Origin of the sequence: Lentzea flava, from assembly GCF_014648475.1 — a bacterium.
GTDB lineage: Bacteria > Actinomycetota > Actinomycetes > Mycobacteriales > Pseudonocardiaceae > Lentzea > Lentzea flava.
On the sequence record NZ_BMRE01000001.1, the window covers coordinates 504443 to 521836 of the forward strand.

Sequence of the window (17394 nt, forward strand, 5' to 3'; positions counted from 1 at the left end):
CGGCCGGATTTCTCATCGCACGTACCTCGTTCGGAGCAAGTGCTTACCCGGCAAGGCTCGTTGCCCGTGCCGCACAGCGGCTGGACACTGGGAGCTGTCGCCGATCGGCTGCTGGGGGATGCCATGACACGCCGTTTTCGTGAGCCCGGAAAACTCTGCGGAGCAGTGCTCCTGACCGCGCTTTCGGTCGCTGTGCCGGTGTCGGCGCACGCCGACACCGCGCCCCGGCAGAACGCCGTCATCACGTGGAATCTCCACGCCGAGAACGCCGTCTTCGACGTCGCGCGGCAGTCCCCGACCGCGAGCGCACGCAGCTTCGCGATCGTGCAGGGCGCGGTGTACGACGCGGTCAACGCGATCGCCGGCACCCCGTACGAGCCGTACCTGGTAGCGCCCCGCAGCCGGCCGGGCGACTCGACCGCGGCGGCCGTCGCCACGGCGGCCTACCGCACGCTCGAGTGGCTCTTCCCCGCTCAGGCCGACTCCCTGCGCGTGAAGTACGAGGAGTCGCTCGCCGCGATCCCCGACGGGCCGTCCGAACGGGGCGGCGTCGCCGTCGGCCAGGCCACGGCGACCGCCATGATCGAGGCCCGGCGCAACGACGGCGCGTTCTCCGACGCGACCTGGCCCGTCGGCACCGCCCCCGGCGAGTGGCGGCCGACCCCGCCGGGCTTTCTCCAGACCGGTGCCTGGTTCGCGACGCTGAAGCCGTTCGTCGTCGCGCCCGGCCCCTACCGCACGCCGGGGCCGCCCGCGCTGACCAGCGCCGCGTGGGCCCGCGACTTCAACGAGATCAAGTCGCTCGGCTCGGCCACGAGCACCACGCGCACACCGGACCAGACCGAGGCGGCGATCTGGTGGGACGACCCGCGCCTGGTGGAGTGGTCGATCAAACGCCAGCTCGCCACGACCCACCGGCTCAGCCTCCTGCAGACCGCCCGCATGTTCGCGATGGTGGACGTGGCCGCCGCCGACTCGCTGATCGCCTGCTACCAGGAGAAGAAGCGCTGGCACTTCTGGCGGCCGGTGACAGCGGTGCCGCTCGCCGACACCGACGGCAACCCGGCCACCGTGGGCGATCCGGCGTGGGCCCCGCTGCGGACCACCGCGCCGTCACCGGAGTACCCGTCGGGGCACGCCTGCTTCACCGCCGCCACCACGACGGCCCTGCGCGCGTTCCTCGGCCGCGACGACCTGTCCTTCAGCGCCCACAGCGCCGACTCCGGCACCACCCGCCACTACCGCAGCCTCTCGGTGGCCACCGCCGAACTCGACCAGGCCAGGGTCTGGGCCGGGGTCCACTACCGCTTCGCCGCCAAGGACGGTCATCGGCTCGGCGCCACCGTGGCGCGCGACGTCCTCGATCGCTCCTTCGGCCCCGGCAGGGCAGGTGAACAGGTCCCGTCGTGATCACGGACGACCCACCAGTTCCCTGAGCCGCCGCGGAGCCGTCACCAGATAGCTCTCCACGAGCAACTCCTCGACCTCACCCCAGTCGGTGTCGTCGTCGAGCACCAGGCCGACGACGTTCGCCGCCCACCGGGGCTTGAAGAACGGGTGCGGCGCGTTGCCCAGCGCCGCCAGCTCCTGGCCCGCCGACCGGAACGTCAGCACGCTGCCGTCCGGCATCCCGGCCGCTTCCGCGTAGGACGGCGGGCGTCCGGCCTCGATCTCCAGCACGTGCGCGAACGCCCGCTGGCCCACCCGCCAGCGGACGCCGCGCCAGGCTCGTTCCTCGATCACCTCCGGCAGCGCCGAGCACACCGCCCGCAGGCGCTCCACGACCTCGTCCGGAACCTCCGCGTAGTCGGCCACGGTCCCCCTCCCGATCAACGTCGAGCCATCACACCAGGATCTTCGTCCTGGCACGATGGTGTTCGTGAAGCGCGTCGTGATCCTCGGCCGCGGCGGCGCGGGGAAGTCGACGCTCGCGACCGCGCTGGGCGCCGCGACCGGGCTCCCCGTCGTCGAGCTCGACCAGCACTTCTGGGGACCGGGCCTGCAGGCGACTCCGCCTGATCGCTGGGCCGTCGTGCAGGGTGAGCTGGCCGGTGCCGACGAGTGGATCATGGACGGCGACCTGGGTCCACACGACGTGCTCGACGTCCGCCTGCGGAGGGCGGACACCGTCCTGCTGCTCGACTACTCGTTCCCGCGGTGCGCCTGGCGTGCGCTGCGCCGCTCACGGGAACAGCTCGACTTCTGGCTCTGGGTGTGGTCGTGGCGCCGTCGGCACCGCCGGCCTCTCATCGAGGCGATCAGGACTCACGCGGCGGGCGCGGAACTGCACGTGCTGCGGAATCCACCTGCGACGGAACGTTTCCTGGCAAATGTGCGAGACGGCTTTTTCACCACCTGAACAGGCTTTCTCAAACGGCAAAGTCAGATCTTCCTGCCTCTGACGTTCGGCACCCTGTTGGGCGCGGAGGTCCCGGCCGGTTCGGGACCAAGGACCTCAATTCCGCCGATCGGCCTCACCGCGGTAACGGTGCGTGTCCACGTTCCGACACGAGGACCGTATCTGCACTCGCTCCGGATCGGTGACAAACATGAAACAGAGGTCTCGTCGGGGACTAACAGCGCTGGTCGCCGGTTCCGCGATCCTGCTCAGCACACCCGCCTCGCTCGCCACGTCGTTCAGCAGCCCCGCGATCACGTTCAGTGGCGACGGCGTCACGTCGAACGGGGTCTTCCACGCCCGGTCGGGCAAGCAGATCAACCTGGTCGCGCACTTCGCCAGCACCGCGAAGTGCATCCACATCTCGGGCTTCAAGAAGGAGACTCTCAACGGCGTCACCAGCTGGACGCAGCCGCTCACGACCCCGCCCGGCGCGGACGGCCTGCAGACCTTCACCGTGATCATCGGCGAGAACTCCAACAACAACACCTGCACCACGAAACTCGACACCGTGACGGCCGCGTACGTGCTGGACAACACCGGCCCCTCGGTCGCGGCGTCGCTCAGCCCCGCCGCGAACGCCGCCGGCTGGAACAACGGCAACGTCACGGTGTCCTGGTCGGCGAACGACGGCACCGGCGTCGGCGGCGGCACGACGAGCTCCCCGACCACGATTTCCACTGACACCGCTGGTCAGACGGTCACGGGCCGCGCGTCCGACGCCCTGGGCAACATCGGGCCCGAGTCGTCGGTCGTCGTCAAGCGCGACAGCGTGAAGCCGTCGATCAGCGGCAGCCGCACGCCCGCGAACGCCCACGGCTGGAACAACGGCGACGTCACCGTCAGCTTCAGCTGTTCCGACGCGTTGTCGCAGATCAAGAGCTGTGCCGACACGAAGACCGTCACCGGCGAGGGTGCGAACCAGTCGGTCGCCGGAACGGCCACGGACAACGCGGACAACACGCAGAGCACGACCGTAGGCGGCATCAACATCGACAAGACGCCGCCGACCCTGACCGCGAGCACGAAGCTGCCCAACGGCAGCCCCTACGTGCCTGGCACGTGGACGAACCAGAAGGTCACCGCGGCCTTCACCTGCGCCGACGCGTTGTCGCAGGTGGACTCGTGCGAGTCCGAAGTGGTCCTCAACGGCGAGGGCGCGGACCAGACGGCTCGCGGCTCGGGCAGGGACTTCGCGGGCAACACCGGCAACGGGTCCGTGACCAACATCGACATCGACAAGACTGCGCCGGTCACGAGCGCGACGGCACCGCAGACGGCGTGGAACAACACCGACGTCACGGTCGCGTTCGCCGCGAGCGACGCGCTGTCCGGTGTGCGCGAGACGCACTACAAGGTCAACGGCGGCGCGGCCCAGACCGGTGGTCAGCTGACGCTGAACGCCCAGGGCACCTACGCGGTCGAGTACTGGAGCACGGACAACGCGGGCAACACGGAGTCCGCGAAGACCGTCACCGTCAACATCGACAAGACGCCGCCGACGATCACCCACGCGCAGTCGCCCGCCGCGAACGCGAACGGCTGGAACAACGGTGCCGTCACGGTCACCTTCACCTGCGGCGACAGCGGTGGTTCCGGCGTCGCGAGCTGCGGTCCGGACCAGACCGTCGGCACCGAGGGCAAGGACCAGGCCGTCACCGGCACCGTGCGGGAGAACGCGGGCAACACCGCGTCCGACCCCGCCACGGTGAGCATCGACACCACCAAGCCCACCATCACGCCGCACGTCACCGGCACCGCGCAGGACGGGTGGTACAACCAGGACGTCTCGGTGTCCTACGAGTGCGGCGACGCACTGTCCGGTGTGGACACCTGCACCGGAACCCAGACGCTGGGCGAGGGTGCGAACCAGACGGCGACCGGCACCGCGACCGACGCGGCGGGCAACAACGCCACCGCGAGCATCACCGGCATCAACGTCGACAAGACCGCGCCCGCGCTCACCGGAACGCCGAGCGCGACCGGCTGGAGCCGCGAGGACGTCACCGTCACGTGGGTCTGCACCGACGGCGGTTCCGGTGTTCCCGGCTCCCCCTCCCCGAGCACGGTCACCGGTGAGGGCGCGAACCTGTCCGCGTCCGCCACGTGCACCGACAAGGCGGGCAACACCACCACGACGACGGTGTCCGGCATCAAGATCGACCGCGCGGCGCCGAACACGGCCGCGAGCGTCGCACAGCCGTTCGCCGGCGGCTGGTACGCCGACAGCGTGGAGGTCACGCTGTCCGCCTCGGACGCCCTCTCCGGCGTCGGCCAGACGCAGTACCGCGTCGACAACGGCGCACCGCAGCAGTACACCGGCCCGTTCGGCTTCACCGCGACCGGCAAGCACGTGATCACCTTCTGGAGCACCGACCAGGCGGGCAACTCCGAGAGCGCCGACGGCAACGCGCTGGCGCTGTGGGTCGACACCGCGGTTCCGACGATCGCCGGCAGCCGCACCCCGGCGAACGGCCACGGCTGGAACAACACCGACGTGATCGTCTCCTTCGCCTGTGCCGACAGCGAGTCCGGCGTGGCGAGCTGCAGCGACCCGGCCGTGGTCACGGCGGAGGGCGCGGGCCAGAGCGTCAGCGGCACCGCGGTCGACGGCGTCGGCAAGAGCGCGTCCACGACCGTCGGTGACATCAACATCGACCGGACCGCGCCCGTGCTCACCGGATCCTCGACGGCGGGCTGGCACAACGCGGACGTCACCGTGCACTGGACCGCGATCGACGGACTGTCCGGTGTGGACGAATCGACGGTGCCGGCGGACAGCGTGATCACCGGCGAGGGCCGCAACCTCTCGTCGAACGCGGTCACGGTGAAGGACAAGGCGGGCAACGAGAGCACGCCCGCGGCCGCGACCGGAGTGATGATCGACCGCGCCGGGCCCGTGATCAGCGGCGGCCCGATCACCTCGCCGAACGCCGCGGGCTGGTACCGCGGCGAGGTCGTCGTCGACTTCGCCTGCGCCGACCCGAAGCTCGCCGACGCCTCCGACGGCTCCGGTGTCGCGTTCTGCCCCGGCAGCGCGGTGCTGAAGACCGACGGGGCCGGCCAGTCCGTCACGAGCGGCGACGCGACCGACGTCGCGGGCAACACCACCAAGGGCAAGACCGTCGGCGGCATCAACATCGACGGCACCGCCCCGAGCACCACCAGCAACAACCAGTGCACCAAGACGAACGGCTGGTGCACCGGCTCCACGGCGAACGTGGTGCTTTCCGCGACGGACGCGCTGTCCGGCGTGCAGGAGCTGCACTACCGCATCGACGGTGGCGCCGAGCAGGTGGCCGCGGGCGCGAGCAAGACCGTCGCGGTCCCGCTCGACGGCAGCGGCGCGGGCACGGTGACGTACTGGGCGGTGGACAAGGCGGGCAACGCCGAAACCCCGAACGCGGTGTCGTTGAAGTGGGACAACATCGCCCCGGCCGTCACCCACAGCACCTCGCCGCCGCCCAACGCCGACGACTGGAACAACAGCGACGTCACCGTGCACTTCACCGCCAAGGACGACGACGCCGGTTCCGGTCTGGACGCCGGATCGGTCACGCCGGACGTCGTGGTCAGCACCGACACCGCCGGCCAGATCGTCGTCGGCTCGGCGAAGGACGTGGCGGGCAACGTCGGCACCGACTCGGTGACGATCAAGCTCGACAAGACCAGGCCGAGCATCACCGCCGAGATCGTCGGTGGCGCCAAGCCGTGGTTCACCGCGCCGGTCAAGGTGCACTTCACCTGTGCCGACACGGGATCCGGCATCCCGGCGACCGCCTGCCCCGACGACGTCGTGGTGAGCACGAACGGTGCGGGCCAGTCGGTCACCGGCACGGTCACCGACCGGGCAGGCAACAGCCAGAGCGCGACCGTCGGCGGCATCAACATCGACACCGTCGCTCCGGTCTTCGAGTCGGTCAGCGTGACCGACGGCGCGATCTACCGCTTCACCGCACCGGCTCCGGCGTGCACCGCCACCGACGCGGTGTCCGGTGTGGACAGTTGCGTCGTCGTCGTGACGGCACAGGCGGATCCGGGCTCGTGGGCGTTCACCGCGACCGCGAAGGACAAGGCTGGCAACACCAGCACGCGGTCCGGCCGGTACCAGGTGCAGCTGTACGAGTTCGGCGGCTTCCTGCAGCCGATCAACGCCAGCGGCCCGACGAGCGTGTTCAAGACGGGCAGCACGGTGCCGGTCAAGTTCCAGCTGCGTGACGCCACCGGTGCGCTGGTGCAGTCGCGGACCGCGCCGCAGTGGGTCGTGCCCGTCCGGGGCGGTCTGCTGACCTCCTCGGTCAACGAGACGGTCTCGACCGACTCGGCGACGACCGACGGCGCGTTCCGCTGGGACGCCACCGCACAGCAGTACATCTACAACTGGCAGACCAAGGGCCTGACCGCCGGGTACGCCTACCGGATCGGCGCCAAGCTCGACGACGGCCAGATCGTCCACGTCACGGTGGGCCTGAAGTAAATCCCCGTTGACCGGGTGCCGGCGACCGCGCCGGCACCCGGTCAGCTCATCGTGATGACGACCTTCCCGAACGGCTGCTTCTCCTCGTAGTACCGGAACGCCGTCACGGCGTCCTCGAACGTGAACTCCCGGTCCAGGACCGGACGCAGGCCACCGGCCTCGATCGCGCGGTTCATCGCCAGGAACTGGGCCTGACTGCCGACGGCGATCGCCCGCACGCTCGCACCGGAGCCGAACAACACCCTCGGGTCGAGCGGCGGCACGTCACCGCCGACGAACCCCACGAGCGCCACCTCCCCGGCCACCGCCACCGCCCGCAGCGACTTCGGCAGGTCGCCCACCACGTCGACCACGCGGTCCGCACCGCGGCCACCGGTGAGCTCCCGCACGTGAGCTGGCCAGTCCGGTGTCGCGCGGTGGTTCAGCACCTCGTGAACTCCCAGCGCTTTCAGCCGTCGTGCCTTGTCCTCACCGCTCGTCGTGGCGATCACCTCGGCGCCGAGCAGCCCGGCGAACTGCGCCGCGAACAGCGACACCCCGCCGGTGCCCAATGTGACGACCGTGTCGCCCGCGCGCACGCCGGACAACGCGTTCCACGCCGTCACCCCGGCGCACGGAAGCGTTGCGGCCTCGGCGAAAGACAGGTGTCGCGGCACGGGAACCAGCGCGGATTCCGGCAGCACCACCAGCTCCGCGAGCATCCCGTCGAGCGATCCGCCGAGCTGGGCCAGGTGCTCGGGCCCGAACGGACCGTCCACCCAGCTGGGGAAGAGCCCGGCGGTCACCCGGTCGCCGACGCGCGTCCGCTCGACGCCCGGTCCCACCGCCACCACCTCACCTGCACCGTCCGACACCGGCACCAGGTCCTCCTTGACCGGCAGCACGTACTCCCCGCGCAGCACCAGGAGCTCACGGAAGCTGAGCGACACCGCCCGCACCGCCATCAGCACCTCACCGCGTCCCGGCACCGGCACCGGGTCCTCGCGCAGCGTCATCCCGTCGATCCCCGCACCGCTGGTCGCCCGCCAGCTCCGCGTCTTCTCCGTCATGAGCCGATCTTGTGATCCGCGGTGAACCTGAACAATTCCCTGCGAGGAATGACCCGTGACCGGCTAGAAAGACCACGTGCCGATCGAGAACGCCCTGGGAGGCGAGCTGCGCCGGTGGCGAGACACGCGCCGCCTCAGCCAGCTGGAACTGGCCACGCGGGCGGGCACCACGCAACGGCATCTGAGCTTCGTCGAGACCGGCCGCTCACTGCCCGGCCGGCCGCTCGTGCTGCGCCTCGCCGAGTCGCTGGACCTGTCGTTGCGCGAACGCAACGCGCTGCTGGTCGCGGCGGGCTACGCGCCCGCGTTCAGCGAGACGAACCTCGACGACCCGCGGATGCGGCCGGTGCGGGAGGCGCTGCACCAGGTGCTCGCCGGGCACCTGCCCTACCCGGCGCTCGTCGCGGGCCCGCGTGGGCAGGTCGTCGCCGCCAACGACGCGATCGACGTGCTCACCGAGGGCGCCGCACCACAACTGCTGGCGGGCGAGGTGAACGTCTGGCGGCTGGCCCTGCACCCGGACGGCATGGCCGCCCGCGTGCGGAACCTCGACGTCTGGGGCAGGCACGTGATCGAAGGCCTGCGCGCCAGGGCGGCCCGCCATCCCGATCCTCAGCTCAGCGAGCTGATCACCGAACTGTCCGGGTACCTGCCGGACGCGCCGCCGCCCGGCGACGACTACCTGGGCTTCGCCGTTCCGCTGCGGCTGCGCACGGCGGACGGCACCCTGCAGCTGCTCACGACGCTGACGTCGTTCGCCACCGCCGTCGACGTGACACTGGCCGAGCTGCACCTGGAGGCCTGGCTCCCGGCGGACGCGGCCAGCGCCGACATCCTCACGCGTAGGGATTGCGCCCGGAAAGCCCACCCACCTTGCACGGACCGTTGAACGCGTCCCGGCACACCACGACGCCCAGGTAGGTGATCGAGTCGCCGCTGATCGACCACTTCAGGTCGTTGTAGGTCGTGTAGTCCTCCTTGTCGCAGCCGGAGTGGTCGTATCGGCGCGTCGGCGTGCTGTCCGGGTGCAGAGATCCGTTGTAGAACAGGAAGTACGCGTAGACCGGCTTGGCGTCACAACCCCAGTCCGACACGATCAGGTCGATGTTCGACGCCGAGCTCCGCCCGGTCCAGTCGAACGTCGCACCGGCGTACCCGTAGTCCTGCGCCGAGTAGATGAACTCCTGCGCGGCGGCACCGGCCGGCGGCGCGGTCAGGAGGGTGGCCGACAGTGCCACCGCGGCGGCGGCCGCGATCTTGCTGAAGCTTCTCGAACCCATGGCGGCATCCAACCTCGGCCAGAGCGCCGGAAGAAGCTTTTGCGTCTCCGTGCAACACCTCTGACCTGTGCTCCCGGCCGACGAGGCGGAGTATTGAGGTGGAGGTGACAGGCGTGGGCGACGACTGGCTGTTCGGCTTCGGGTCGAACTCGCTGGAGGACCTGGTCGGCAAGCTGTTCGGCGGGCTGGGGCGGGCCCCGTCCGCCACGCGGCGCACCGACCACTTCGGCCGCGACCTCACCGCCGCGGCACGGGACGGCCTGCTCGATCCCGTGGTCGGCAGGGAGGACGTGATCGACGAGGTGCTCGAGGTGTTGTCGCGGCGCACCAAGAACAACCCCGTCCTGATCGGTGATCCGGGGGTGGGCAAGACCGCGATCGTCGAGGGCATCGCGGCCAGGATCGCGAGCGGCGAGGTGCCCACCACGCTGAGCGGCAGGCGGCTCATCTCGCTGGACCTGGCGGGCATGGTCGCCGGGGCGAAGTACCGGGGTGAGTTCGAGGAACGCCTGGAAGGCGTCATCGCGGAGGTGGCCGCGACGAACCGGATGGTGATCCTGTTCATCGACGAGCTGCACACCGTGGTGGGCGCCGGCAGTGCCGAAGGTGCGCCGATGGACGCCGCGAACATGCTCAAACCCGTGCTCACGACCGGGAGGCTGCAGGTCATCGGTGCCACGACGGTCGAGGACTACCGGCGGCACGTGGCCAGGGACGCCGCGCTGGAGCGCCGGTTCCAGCCGATCCTGGTCACCGAACCGTCGGCAGAGGAGTCGATCGCCATCCTCCGCGGCCTGCGCGCCCGGTACGAGATGCACCACGGGGTGCGGATCACGGACGAGGCGATCGTGTCGGCCGTGGAACTGTCGGCCCGCTACGTCACCGACCGGTTCCTGCCGGACAAGGCCGTCGACCTGGTGGACCGCGCGGGCGCACGGGTCCGGTTGCGGGAGAAGTCCCCGATGCCACCGGATCCGGTGGTGCTCGAGCAGCGGGTGTGGCGGCTGAAGCGGGAGATCGCTGCGGCACAGGGGGACGCGTACTCGCTGGAGGAGGAGCTCGACCGGGCCGTCGCCGAACTGGAGGCCGCTCGTGCCGCGCTGGCCAACGCGCCCGAGGTCGGGGCGAACGACGTCGCCGAGGTCGTCTCCCGCAGCACGGGCATCCCGGTCGCGCAGCTCACCGAGGCCGAACGGGACCGGTTGCTGCACCTGGAGGACCACCTGCACGAGCGGATCATCGGGCAGGACGAGGCGGTGGAGGCGGTCGCCGACGCCGTCCGCCAGGGCCGTGCCGGCCTCAAGCACCCGCACCAGCCCGTCGGGTCGTTCCTGTTCCTCGGCCCGACCGGCGTCGGGAAGACCGAGGTCGCACGGGTGCTGGCCGAGGTGCTCTTCGGGTCGCAGGACCGGCTGATCCGGTTCGACATGAGCGAGTTCTCGCAGCAGCACACCGTGGCACGGCTGATCGGCGCGCCACCGGGCTACGTCGGCTACGAGGACGCCGGTCAGCTCACCGGGGCGGTCCGGCGCGTTCCGTACTCGGTGCTGCTGCTGGACGAGATCGAGAAGGCGCACAGCGACGTCTTCAACACGCTGTTGCAGGTGCTGGACGCGGGCAGGCTCACCGACGCGCAGGGACGCACCGCCGACTTCGCCAACGCCGTGATCATCATGACCAGCAACATCGGCGCCGACCAGCTGCTCGCCGCGGCCGGCTCCGGTGTTCCGGTCGACGAGCTGCGCGGGCCGCTGATGGCCACGGTCCGCCGGTACTTCCGCCCGGAGTTCCTCAACCGCCTGGACGAGATCATCCTGTTCCGCGGGCTGGACTCCGGCCAGCTGCGGCAGATCACCGCACTGCTGCTCGAACGCACCCGCCAGCGGCTGCGCGAGCAGAACATCACGCTGGAGGTGGACGAGCAGGCGATCGACTGGCTCGCGTCCCGCGGTTACGTCCCCGAGTACGGCGCCCGGCCGTTGCGCCGCACCATCGGCAAGGAGCTCGACCGGAGGCTGTCCCGCGCGTTGCTCGCGGGTGAGCTGCACAGCGGGCAGCACGTCGTCGTCACGGTCACCGAGCAGGGCCTGACGCTGACCGTCACCGATCCCCCGAGTTGACCCTCACACGGTGAGAGGGTCCACGCTGATGACCGTGATACTCGAGAACGTCTCGTTCCCCGCCGGTGTGCACTGCGAGACCACCGCGCTCGGCGCCCTGCTGCGTCACGAGGGCGTCGAGCTGTCCGAGCCGATGCTGTTCGGCCTCGGCGAAGGACTGGGCTTCGTCTACTGGGACGCCAAGAACCTGGACTTCCCGTTCCTCGGCGGTCGCAGCAAACCGGCCGCGATCACCCGCACGGTGGCCGACCGGCTTGGCCTGACGCTGCAGGTCCAGGAGACCGCGTCGCCCCGCAAGGCCTGGCAGAACGTGACAACCGCCCTCGCCGCCGGCCGTCCCGTCGGCCTGCAGCTGGACTCCTACCACCTGGAGTACTTCACCACGAAGGTCCACTTCGGCGGCCACTTCGTCGCGATGTACGGCTACGACGACACCCTGGCCTACCTGGTCGACACCGCCCAGCAGGGCGGCACCGTGACGACCTCGCTGGCGAGCCTGGAACGGGCCCGCGCCGAACGCGGACCGATGACCGCCCGCAACCTCTCGTACACCATCACCGGCCCCGTCACGCTCGATCTGGGCGACGCCGTCCGGAAGTCGATCGTCGGCAACGCCGACACGTTCCTGAACCCGCCCATCGCCAACCTCGGGCATCGCGGCATCGGCAAGGCAGCCCGGCAGATCACGCGGTGGCTCGACCGCTCCGGCGCCCCGTCCCGCGACCTCCCGCTGGCCGCTACGCTGATGGAACGCGGCGGCACCGGCGGTTCCCTGTTCCGTACGATGTACCGGGACTTCCTCGCCGAGGCGACCACGATCGTCGACGACGACAACCTCCGCCGCGGTCACGAGCTGTACGCCGACATCGCGCCACTGTGGACGGAGGTCGCCCACCACGTCACGGCCGCGGGAGAAACCGGCGACCCGGAGCACTTGACCCGTGCCTCGGCGATTCTCACCGAACTCGCGGACTCCGAACGCCACGCCATGCAGGTCCTGAGCGGCATCCGGATCGGTCGTGATCGAGAATCACGGGCGTGAAGAACCGTCTGCTGGTGTCCGGCAGTGCCGGTCCCGCCGTCACCGAACTGGTGATCCCGGCGTTGTTGCTGCGTGCACCGAGTGCGACGTGGTCGGAGCTCGTCCACGTCTACGTGCCGCAGGGCCCGACGGTCGCGTTCAGCGGCCGGGACCTCCGCTCGCCCGGCATCGCCGCCGCGACCGAGGTGGCGCGCGCGGCGGGGTTCGAGACCGTCGTGCGGTCACCGGGCGGACGGATGGTCGCCTACGACAGCGGCGCTGTCGTGATCGACCACCTCGACCGCACCACCGGGATCCGGCACGCGGGCAGCGCCACGTTCGCGGACAACGCCGAGAACCACGCCAGGGTGCTGCGCGGCCTCGGTGACGTCGACGCCCGCGTCGGCGAGGTGGACGGCGAGTACTGCCCCGGCGAGTACAGCATCAACGTCGGAGGCACCGCGAAGATCGTCGGCTCGGCGCAACGCGTCACCGCCACCGGTTCCCTGTTCAGCACGGTCGTCCAGGTCGTCGTCTCGGACCGGGTGCGTGCCGTGATCGCCGACGTGTCCGACGCGCTCGGTTACGACCTGCGCCGCAGCTCCATCGCGGGCCTCACCGACTACGCGCCCGCGCTGACCGCCGATGACGTCGCCGAGGCGTTCGCGGCGGACTACCGCGACCGGCTCGGCCTGTCCGACGGACAACTGCCGGCCGAGGTGGTCACGCACGCGAAGACCGCCAATGGCGGTGCGCCGTTCCACGTCGACGACTGGACACGGGCGAATCCCGTGCCCAGCGCCTGAGTCAGATCGCCTGGGAGAACTCGAAGAACCGGTCGGGGTCGTACCGGCGCTTCACCTCGGTCAGCCGGGCGAGGTTCGGGCCGTGGTAGGCCTGCCGCCAATCCGGTAGGTCCGGGTCGGTGAAGTTCAGGTAGGACGCGTTGTCGGTGTGTTCGCCGATGTCCTCGTGCAACGCCGTCAGCCACTCCAGGTTGTCGCGCACGACCTGCGGACCGTCCGACGGCAGCCACGACGTGTCGAGCGAGACCAGGAACAACGCGTCGCGGTGCGGGAAGGCCGTGTCCGTCGGGGACAGCGCGTTGATCGCGCCACCCCAGCCGAACAACGCCGCCCCGCCGCCGTCCGGATTGCTGCTGCCTGGCCACTTGCCGACGGCCGCGACCAGCGTGCGCACCCCTTCTTCCGGCAGCGGAACGGACGTCGTGCGCGTCCGGCCGGCGAACGCACCACCGGCCGTCTCGTGGTGCACGTACTCCACCGCTTCCCAGTACGTCCTGTCCTCGATGTCGCAGCGCGACGGCCGGGTGCTTTGCAAAGGCGCGAGCACCGCGCGCAGCTCGTCGGCAGAGCCGAGGTGCCAGCCGATCAGCGACACCATTCCGTTGCTGGTCAGGCCGATGCGCAACGACAACGCGTCCGGTGCGGTGCGCTGGATCTCCTGCGCCACCAGCACGACATCGACCGCGTGCTCCCACTCCCACAGCAGCAGGCAGGTCGCGCTGTTCACGACCGGCCGCGCCTGGAACGTGAACGACGTGTTGACGCCGAAGTTGCCGCCGCCACCGCCCCGGCACGCCCAGAACAGGTCGGGGTTCTCCTCGGCGGAACACCTCACCGTGCTGCCGTCCGCCAGCACGACGTCGGTGCTCACGAGCGAGTCGCAGGTCAGGCCGAACGCCCGCGACACCGCCGCCACTCCCCCGCCGAGGGTGAGGCCGCCGATCGCGACCTCGTCCGAGTTGCCCAGCGGGAACGTGATGTCGTGCGGCCGCAACGCCTCGTACAGCGCGCGCATCCGCGTGCCGCCCCCGACCGTGACCAGGCCTGTGCCGGGGTCGACGTGCACCTGGTCGAGGCCGCGCAGGTCGAGGACCAGTCCGGTGTTGACGGACGCTCCCGCGTAGCTGTGGCCGCCACCGCGCGCGACGAGCGGCACGTCGTTCTCCCGCGCCCACGTGATCGCCGTGACGACGTCCTCTGTGGACGCTGCGGACACCACCGCCGCCGGGACGATGCCGGCGTAGCGTTCGTTGAACGGCTTGCTGCCGCTCGTGAAGCCGTCGTCGCCTGGCAGCAGCACCCGGCCGCGGAGCCGGGCGGCGAGACCGTCGAACGTCACTGGACGACACCTGCCAGCTGGGCCTCGCGCAGGATCTCCTCGCGTTCCCGCCAGTGCGACCAGAACGCGCCCTTGTAGCCGAGGCTCGTCAGGCCGATGAGGAACGGGTTGTCGGCGTAGTTGTTCTCGGACTCGCTCATGCCCGCGAGCGTCGGCAGCATCACGCGGTGGTGGTCGGACGGGTCGACGAGCGACCAGAGGTACTCGACCGTGCGCGACCAGCGGCCGTTCGGGTCGGTGTTCGTGCCCTCGTCCTCCAGCAGGTCCGGCGAGAAGTAGCAGACGAGCCGGAACTCGCCGCGCTCGTCGAACATGAACTGCTTCTCGTACTCGACCAGATCCGCGCACATCGACAACGGCTTCAGGATGATCGGCCCGCTCGCGGTGTTCGACTGCAGACCCGGCACCGTGCGGACGCCCGCGCACTGCTCGGCGATCGAGATGCCGAGCGGGTGGTGCGGGAAGAGCCGCAGCCCCAACGAGAACGCGGTGACCGTCGCGTCCAGCGCCATGAACGCGTCGACACAGTCGCGCATGGTCTCCCACGTCTCGCCGGGCATGGCGAACAGCGCTTCGACCATGGTCTTGATGCCGCGCTCCCGACACAGCCGCACGAGCCGCTCGGTGTCGTCGAACGTGTAGTACGTCGTGCCCTTGCCGGTGACCTTCCAGTTCGCGAGCACGTCCTGGCGGATGTGGTCGCTGCCGACGTTCACGCCCCGGCACCCGGCGGCGGCGAGCAGGTCGGCGAACTCCTCGTCGAACGGCGAGGGCTGGCAGTACACCCACAGCCGCAGGTCGTTCAGCGGGTTGGCCGCGCTCGCGTGCTTGCGGCGCACGATCTCGCGCAGCACGTTCTTGGCGTGCGAGATCGACAGGTTGAACTCGCTGTCGGTGGTGTGCTGGTCGAGGATCCCCTGTGCGGCCAACGACTGCATCTCGTCCACGACGGCGGCGACGTCACGGCGTGCGACGGCACCGCCCTTGGCATCCGGTTCGACGCAGTGCGCGCACCGGTAGACACAGCCGGACTTGGTCAGAATGCCCGCGAGACCACCACGCCGGTAGTACTCGCCGTTGTCCACCTTGTACTTGTCCCCGGATCTTCGGACGTACGTCCCGGCACCGTCGACCTGCCACGTCTTGACCACGGTCGGCCCGACGAGCGGTCTCGGGGAGAGAACGGTGGACGTGCGGACGATCCCGTCCGGGGTGTTGCGGATCAGTCCGTCCACAGTGGAGGTGTCACGTCCGGTCGCGATGGCGTCGGCCAGGTCGACCACGATCACCTCGCCCGGCCCCTTGACACCGAAGTCGACGCCGAAGTAGTCGACGAGCGCGAACGGCATCGTGGAGAACCCGATGCCACCCGCGACGATCGGTGCCTCCGTCAGGCGGGTGATCTCGGTGATGATCTCCTTGTGCTCGCCCACAAAAGGGCGTTGCTCGAACGCGTACACGGTGTCGGTGTTGCGGACCGTGATGCCGACCAGCATCGGTTCGCGCGTCGTGAAGTACTCCGTCAGGAACGTCTTCCAGTCGTCGCGGTGGAACGTCAGGTCCACCACCTCGACCTCGAACCCCGCGTTCTCCAGCGACGTGGTGAGCACGTCGAGCGCGTACGGTGCGATCGGCGGGTGCACCTTGTTCGGGTTGACGAGTGTTACCAGGCCTCTGCTCATCGAATCTCCCCCGCTGGTCAGAACTAGACGATGCCGAGGGCGATGCCGAACTCGGGCTTGGCGTTCACCAGATAGGCGCCGGCGGACTGGAGAATCCGGTCCTGCGCGGCGAGGTGCTGGCAAATCGTGGCGGTGTCGCGCATCCAGCGGTCCATCGGCGACGACCGGTGGATCGACCACGTCTGCAGCAGGTCGAACAGCCGGTTCACGATCGAGCGCGACATGCGGAACGCGTGCACCCACGACAGCGGGCAGGCGGCGCGGTCGACGGGGTCGAGGTCGTCGAGCACACCACCGGCGGCCAGCACTTCCCACTGGCGTTCCAACGCGCCGCGAACACCGGCACGGGTGGCGTTGAAGTCGGCTTCACACGCCGCCAGAGTCACCTGCACGCGCCAGATGTCCGCCCAGTCGGTGCCCGTCATCCGGTCGACGCGCTGCAACACGATCTCGCGGGCGTAGTCCAGCGCCGCACGCGCGACGCCGAGCGAGACGCCGCACATCGTGCGGGTGAACGCGTCGGGCTGGGCGAGCGGGCCGCGGCGGCCGCGGACGTTGTCGAAGCTGAACGAGTGCTCCTCCGGCACGAACACGTCGGTGATCGTGTAGTCGCAGCTGCCGCTGCCGCGCAGGCCCGTGGTGTCCCAGTTGTCGATCACTTCGACCTGGTCGCGCGGCACGAGGAACTGCCGCGACTCGTGCGGGTTGCTGCCGTCCGGGCTCGCGTACTTCTCGCCGTCCTGGTAGACGAACCCGCCGGAGATCACCCAGTCGGCGTGGTGGATGCCGCTGCCGAACGGCCAGCGCCCGCTCAGCCGGTAGCCGCCGGGCACCTTCTCGGCGCGGCCGGACGGCTGGAGCAGACCGGCGACGATCTGGTCCGGGTTCGGGAACATCTCCTTCGCCACGACCGGGTCGAGGAACTCGGCGTAGATGCCGGTGTTCGACCCGATCATGGCGCACCAGCCGACCGAAGCGTCCCCGTAGGACAGCGCCTCGACGACCTCCAGCTGTTCCATCGAGGTCAGTTCCAGGCCGCCCCAGTGCTTTCCGAAGCACATGCGGAACACACCGTTGTCCCGCAACGTGTCCACGATGTCCTGCGGCAGGTGCCGCAGCTGCTCGATCTCGGCGGACCGTTCCCGCAGCATCGGCGCCAGCGCTCTGGCGCGCTCGATGAGTTCCGCGGCCGTGGTGGCGGCGGGTTCCCTCGTCATGGTCA

The 17394-nt window shown here is 70.1% G+C and carries 13 protein-coding genes; 7 read left to right on the forward strand and 6 right to left on the reverse strand.

Features of this window, described 5'->3' with window-relative positions:
- Nucleotides 1-165: 165 nt before the first annotated feature.
- Nucleotides 166-1410, forward strand: coding sequence for a vanadium-dependent haloperoxidase (locus IEZ09_RS02460; RefSeq protein ID WP_229812184.1), 1245 nt, complete (start codon nt 166-168; stop codon nt 1408-1410).
- On the opposite strand, the gene IEZ09_RS02465 is transcribed toward IEZ09_RS02460, so the two are convergent.
- Entirely contained in the window at nt 1411-1815 is a 405-nt protein-coding gene (locus IEZ09_RS02465) for an MmcQ/YjbR family DNA-binding protein (protein WP_189251835.1), read from the reverse strand.
- 64 nt (nt 1816-1879) lie between these two features.
- On the opposite strand from IEZ09_RS02465, the gene IEZ09_RS02470 reads away from it, so the two are divergent.
- Complete coding sequence (locus tag IEZ09_RS02470) at nt 1880-2359, forward strand: P-loop NTPase family protein (RefSeq protein ID WP_189251836.1); 480 nt, start codon at nt 1880-1882, stop codon at nt 2357-2359.
- A gap of 190 nt (nt 2360-2549) precedes the next feature.
- Nucleotides 2550-6875, forward strand: coding sequence for an OmpL47-type beta-barrel domain-containing protein (locus tag IEZ09_RS02475; protein WP_189251837.1), 4326 nt, complete (start codon nt 2550-2552; stop codon nt 6873-6875).
- 41 nt (nt 6876-6916) lie between these two features.
- On the opposite strand, the gene IEZ09_RS02480 is transcribed toward IEZ09_RS02475, so the two are convergent.
- Entirely contained in the window at nt 6917-7924 is a 1008-nt protein-coding gene (locus tag IEZ09_RS02480) for a zinc-dependent alcohol dehydrogenase family protein (RefSeq protein ID WP_189251838.1), read from the reverse strand.
- 82 nt (nt 7925-8006) lie between these two features.
- On the opposite strand from IEZ09_RS02480, the gene IEZ09_RS02485 reads away from it, so the two are divergent.
- Nucleotides 8007-8813, forward strand: a complete 807-nt coding sequence (locus IEZ09_RS02485; protein WP_370467628.1) for an MmyB family transcriptional regulator — start codon at nt 8007-8009, stop codon at nt 8811-8813.
- On the opposite strand, the gene IEZ09_RS02490 is transcribed toward IEZ09_RS02485, so the two are convergent.
- Nucleotides 8761-9204, reverse strand: coding sequence for a hypothetical protein (locus IEZ09_RS02490; protein WP_189251840.1), 444 nt, complete (start codon nt 9202-9204; stop codon nt 8761-8763). The genes IEZ09_RS02485 and IEZ09_RS02490 overlap by 53 nt on opposite strands.
- Before the next feature lie 113 nt (nt 9205-9317).
- Here IEZ09_RS02490 and IEZ09_RS02495 point away from each other — a divergent pair, with 113 nt between their 5' ends.
- Genes IEZ09_RS02495 through IEZ09_RS02505 form a run of 3 tightly spaced genes read left to right on the forward strand, consistent with a single transcriptional unit; the run spans nt 9318 to nt 13151 of the window.
- Nucleotides 9318-11324, forward strand: coding sequence for an ATP-dependent Clp protease ATP-binding subunit (locus tag IEZ09_RS02495; RefSeq protein WP_229812185.1), 2007 nt, complete (start codon nt 9318-9320; stop codon nt 11322-11324).
- A 28-nt stretch (nt 11325-11352) separates the two neighbouring features.
- Nucleotides 11353-12366 (forward strand): BtrH N-terminal domain-containing protein, encoded by a 1014-nt coding sequence (locus IEZ09_RS02500; RefSeq protein ID WP_229812186.1) that lies wholly within the window; start codon nt 11353-11355, stop codon nt 12364-12366.
- Nucleotides 12363-13151, forward strand: coding sequence for a lipoyl protein ligase domain-containing protein (locus tag IEZ09_RS02505; protein ID WP_189251841.1), 789 nt, complete (start codon nt 12363-12365; stop codon nt 13149-13151). The genes IEZ09_RS02500 and IEZ09_RS02505 overlap by 4 nt, the downstream gene beginning before the upstream one ends.
- Before the next feature lies 1 nt (nt 13152).
- Here the strand turns inward: IEZ09_RS02505 and IEZ09_RS02510 are convergent, their stop codons facing one another.
- Genes IEZ09_RS02510 through IEZ09_RS02520 form a run of 3 tightly spaced genes read right to left on the reverse strand, consistent with a single transcriptional unit; the run spans nt 13153 to nt 17389 of the window.
- Complete coding sequence (locus IEZ09_RS02510) at nt 13153-14490, reverse strand: FAD-binding oxidoreductase (protein WP_189251842.1); 1338 nt, start codon at nt 14488-14490, stop codon at nt 13153-13155.
- A complete protein-coding gene (gene tsrT, locus IEZ09_RS02515; protein WP_189251843.1) occupies nt 14487-16172 on the reverse strand; it encodes a tryptophan 2-C-methyltransferase in 1686 nt (561 codons plus the stop codon). Before tsrT ends, IEZ09_RS02510 begins: the two co-directional genes overlap by 4 nt.
- A 23-nt stretch (nt 16173-16195) precedes the next feature.
- On the reverse strand, nt 16196-17389 hold the full coding sequence (locus IEZ09_RS02520) for an acyl-CoA dehydrogenase family protein (protein ID WP_189252202.1): 1194 nt from the start codon (nt 17387-17389) through the stop codon (nt 16196-16198).
- Between the last annotated feature and the right edge of the window lie 5 nt (nt 17390-17394).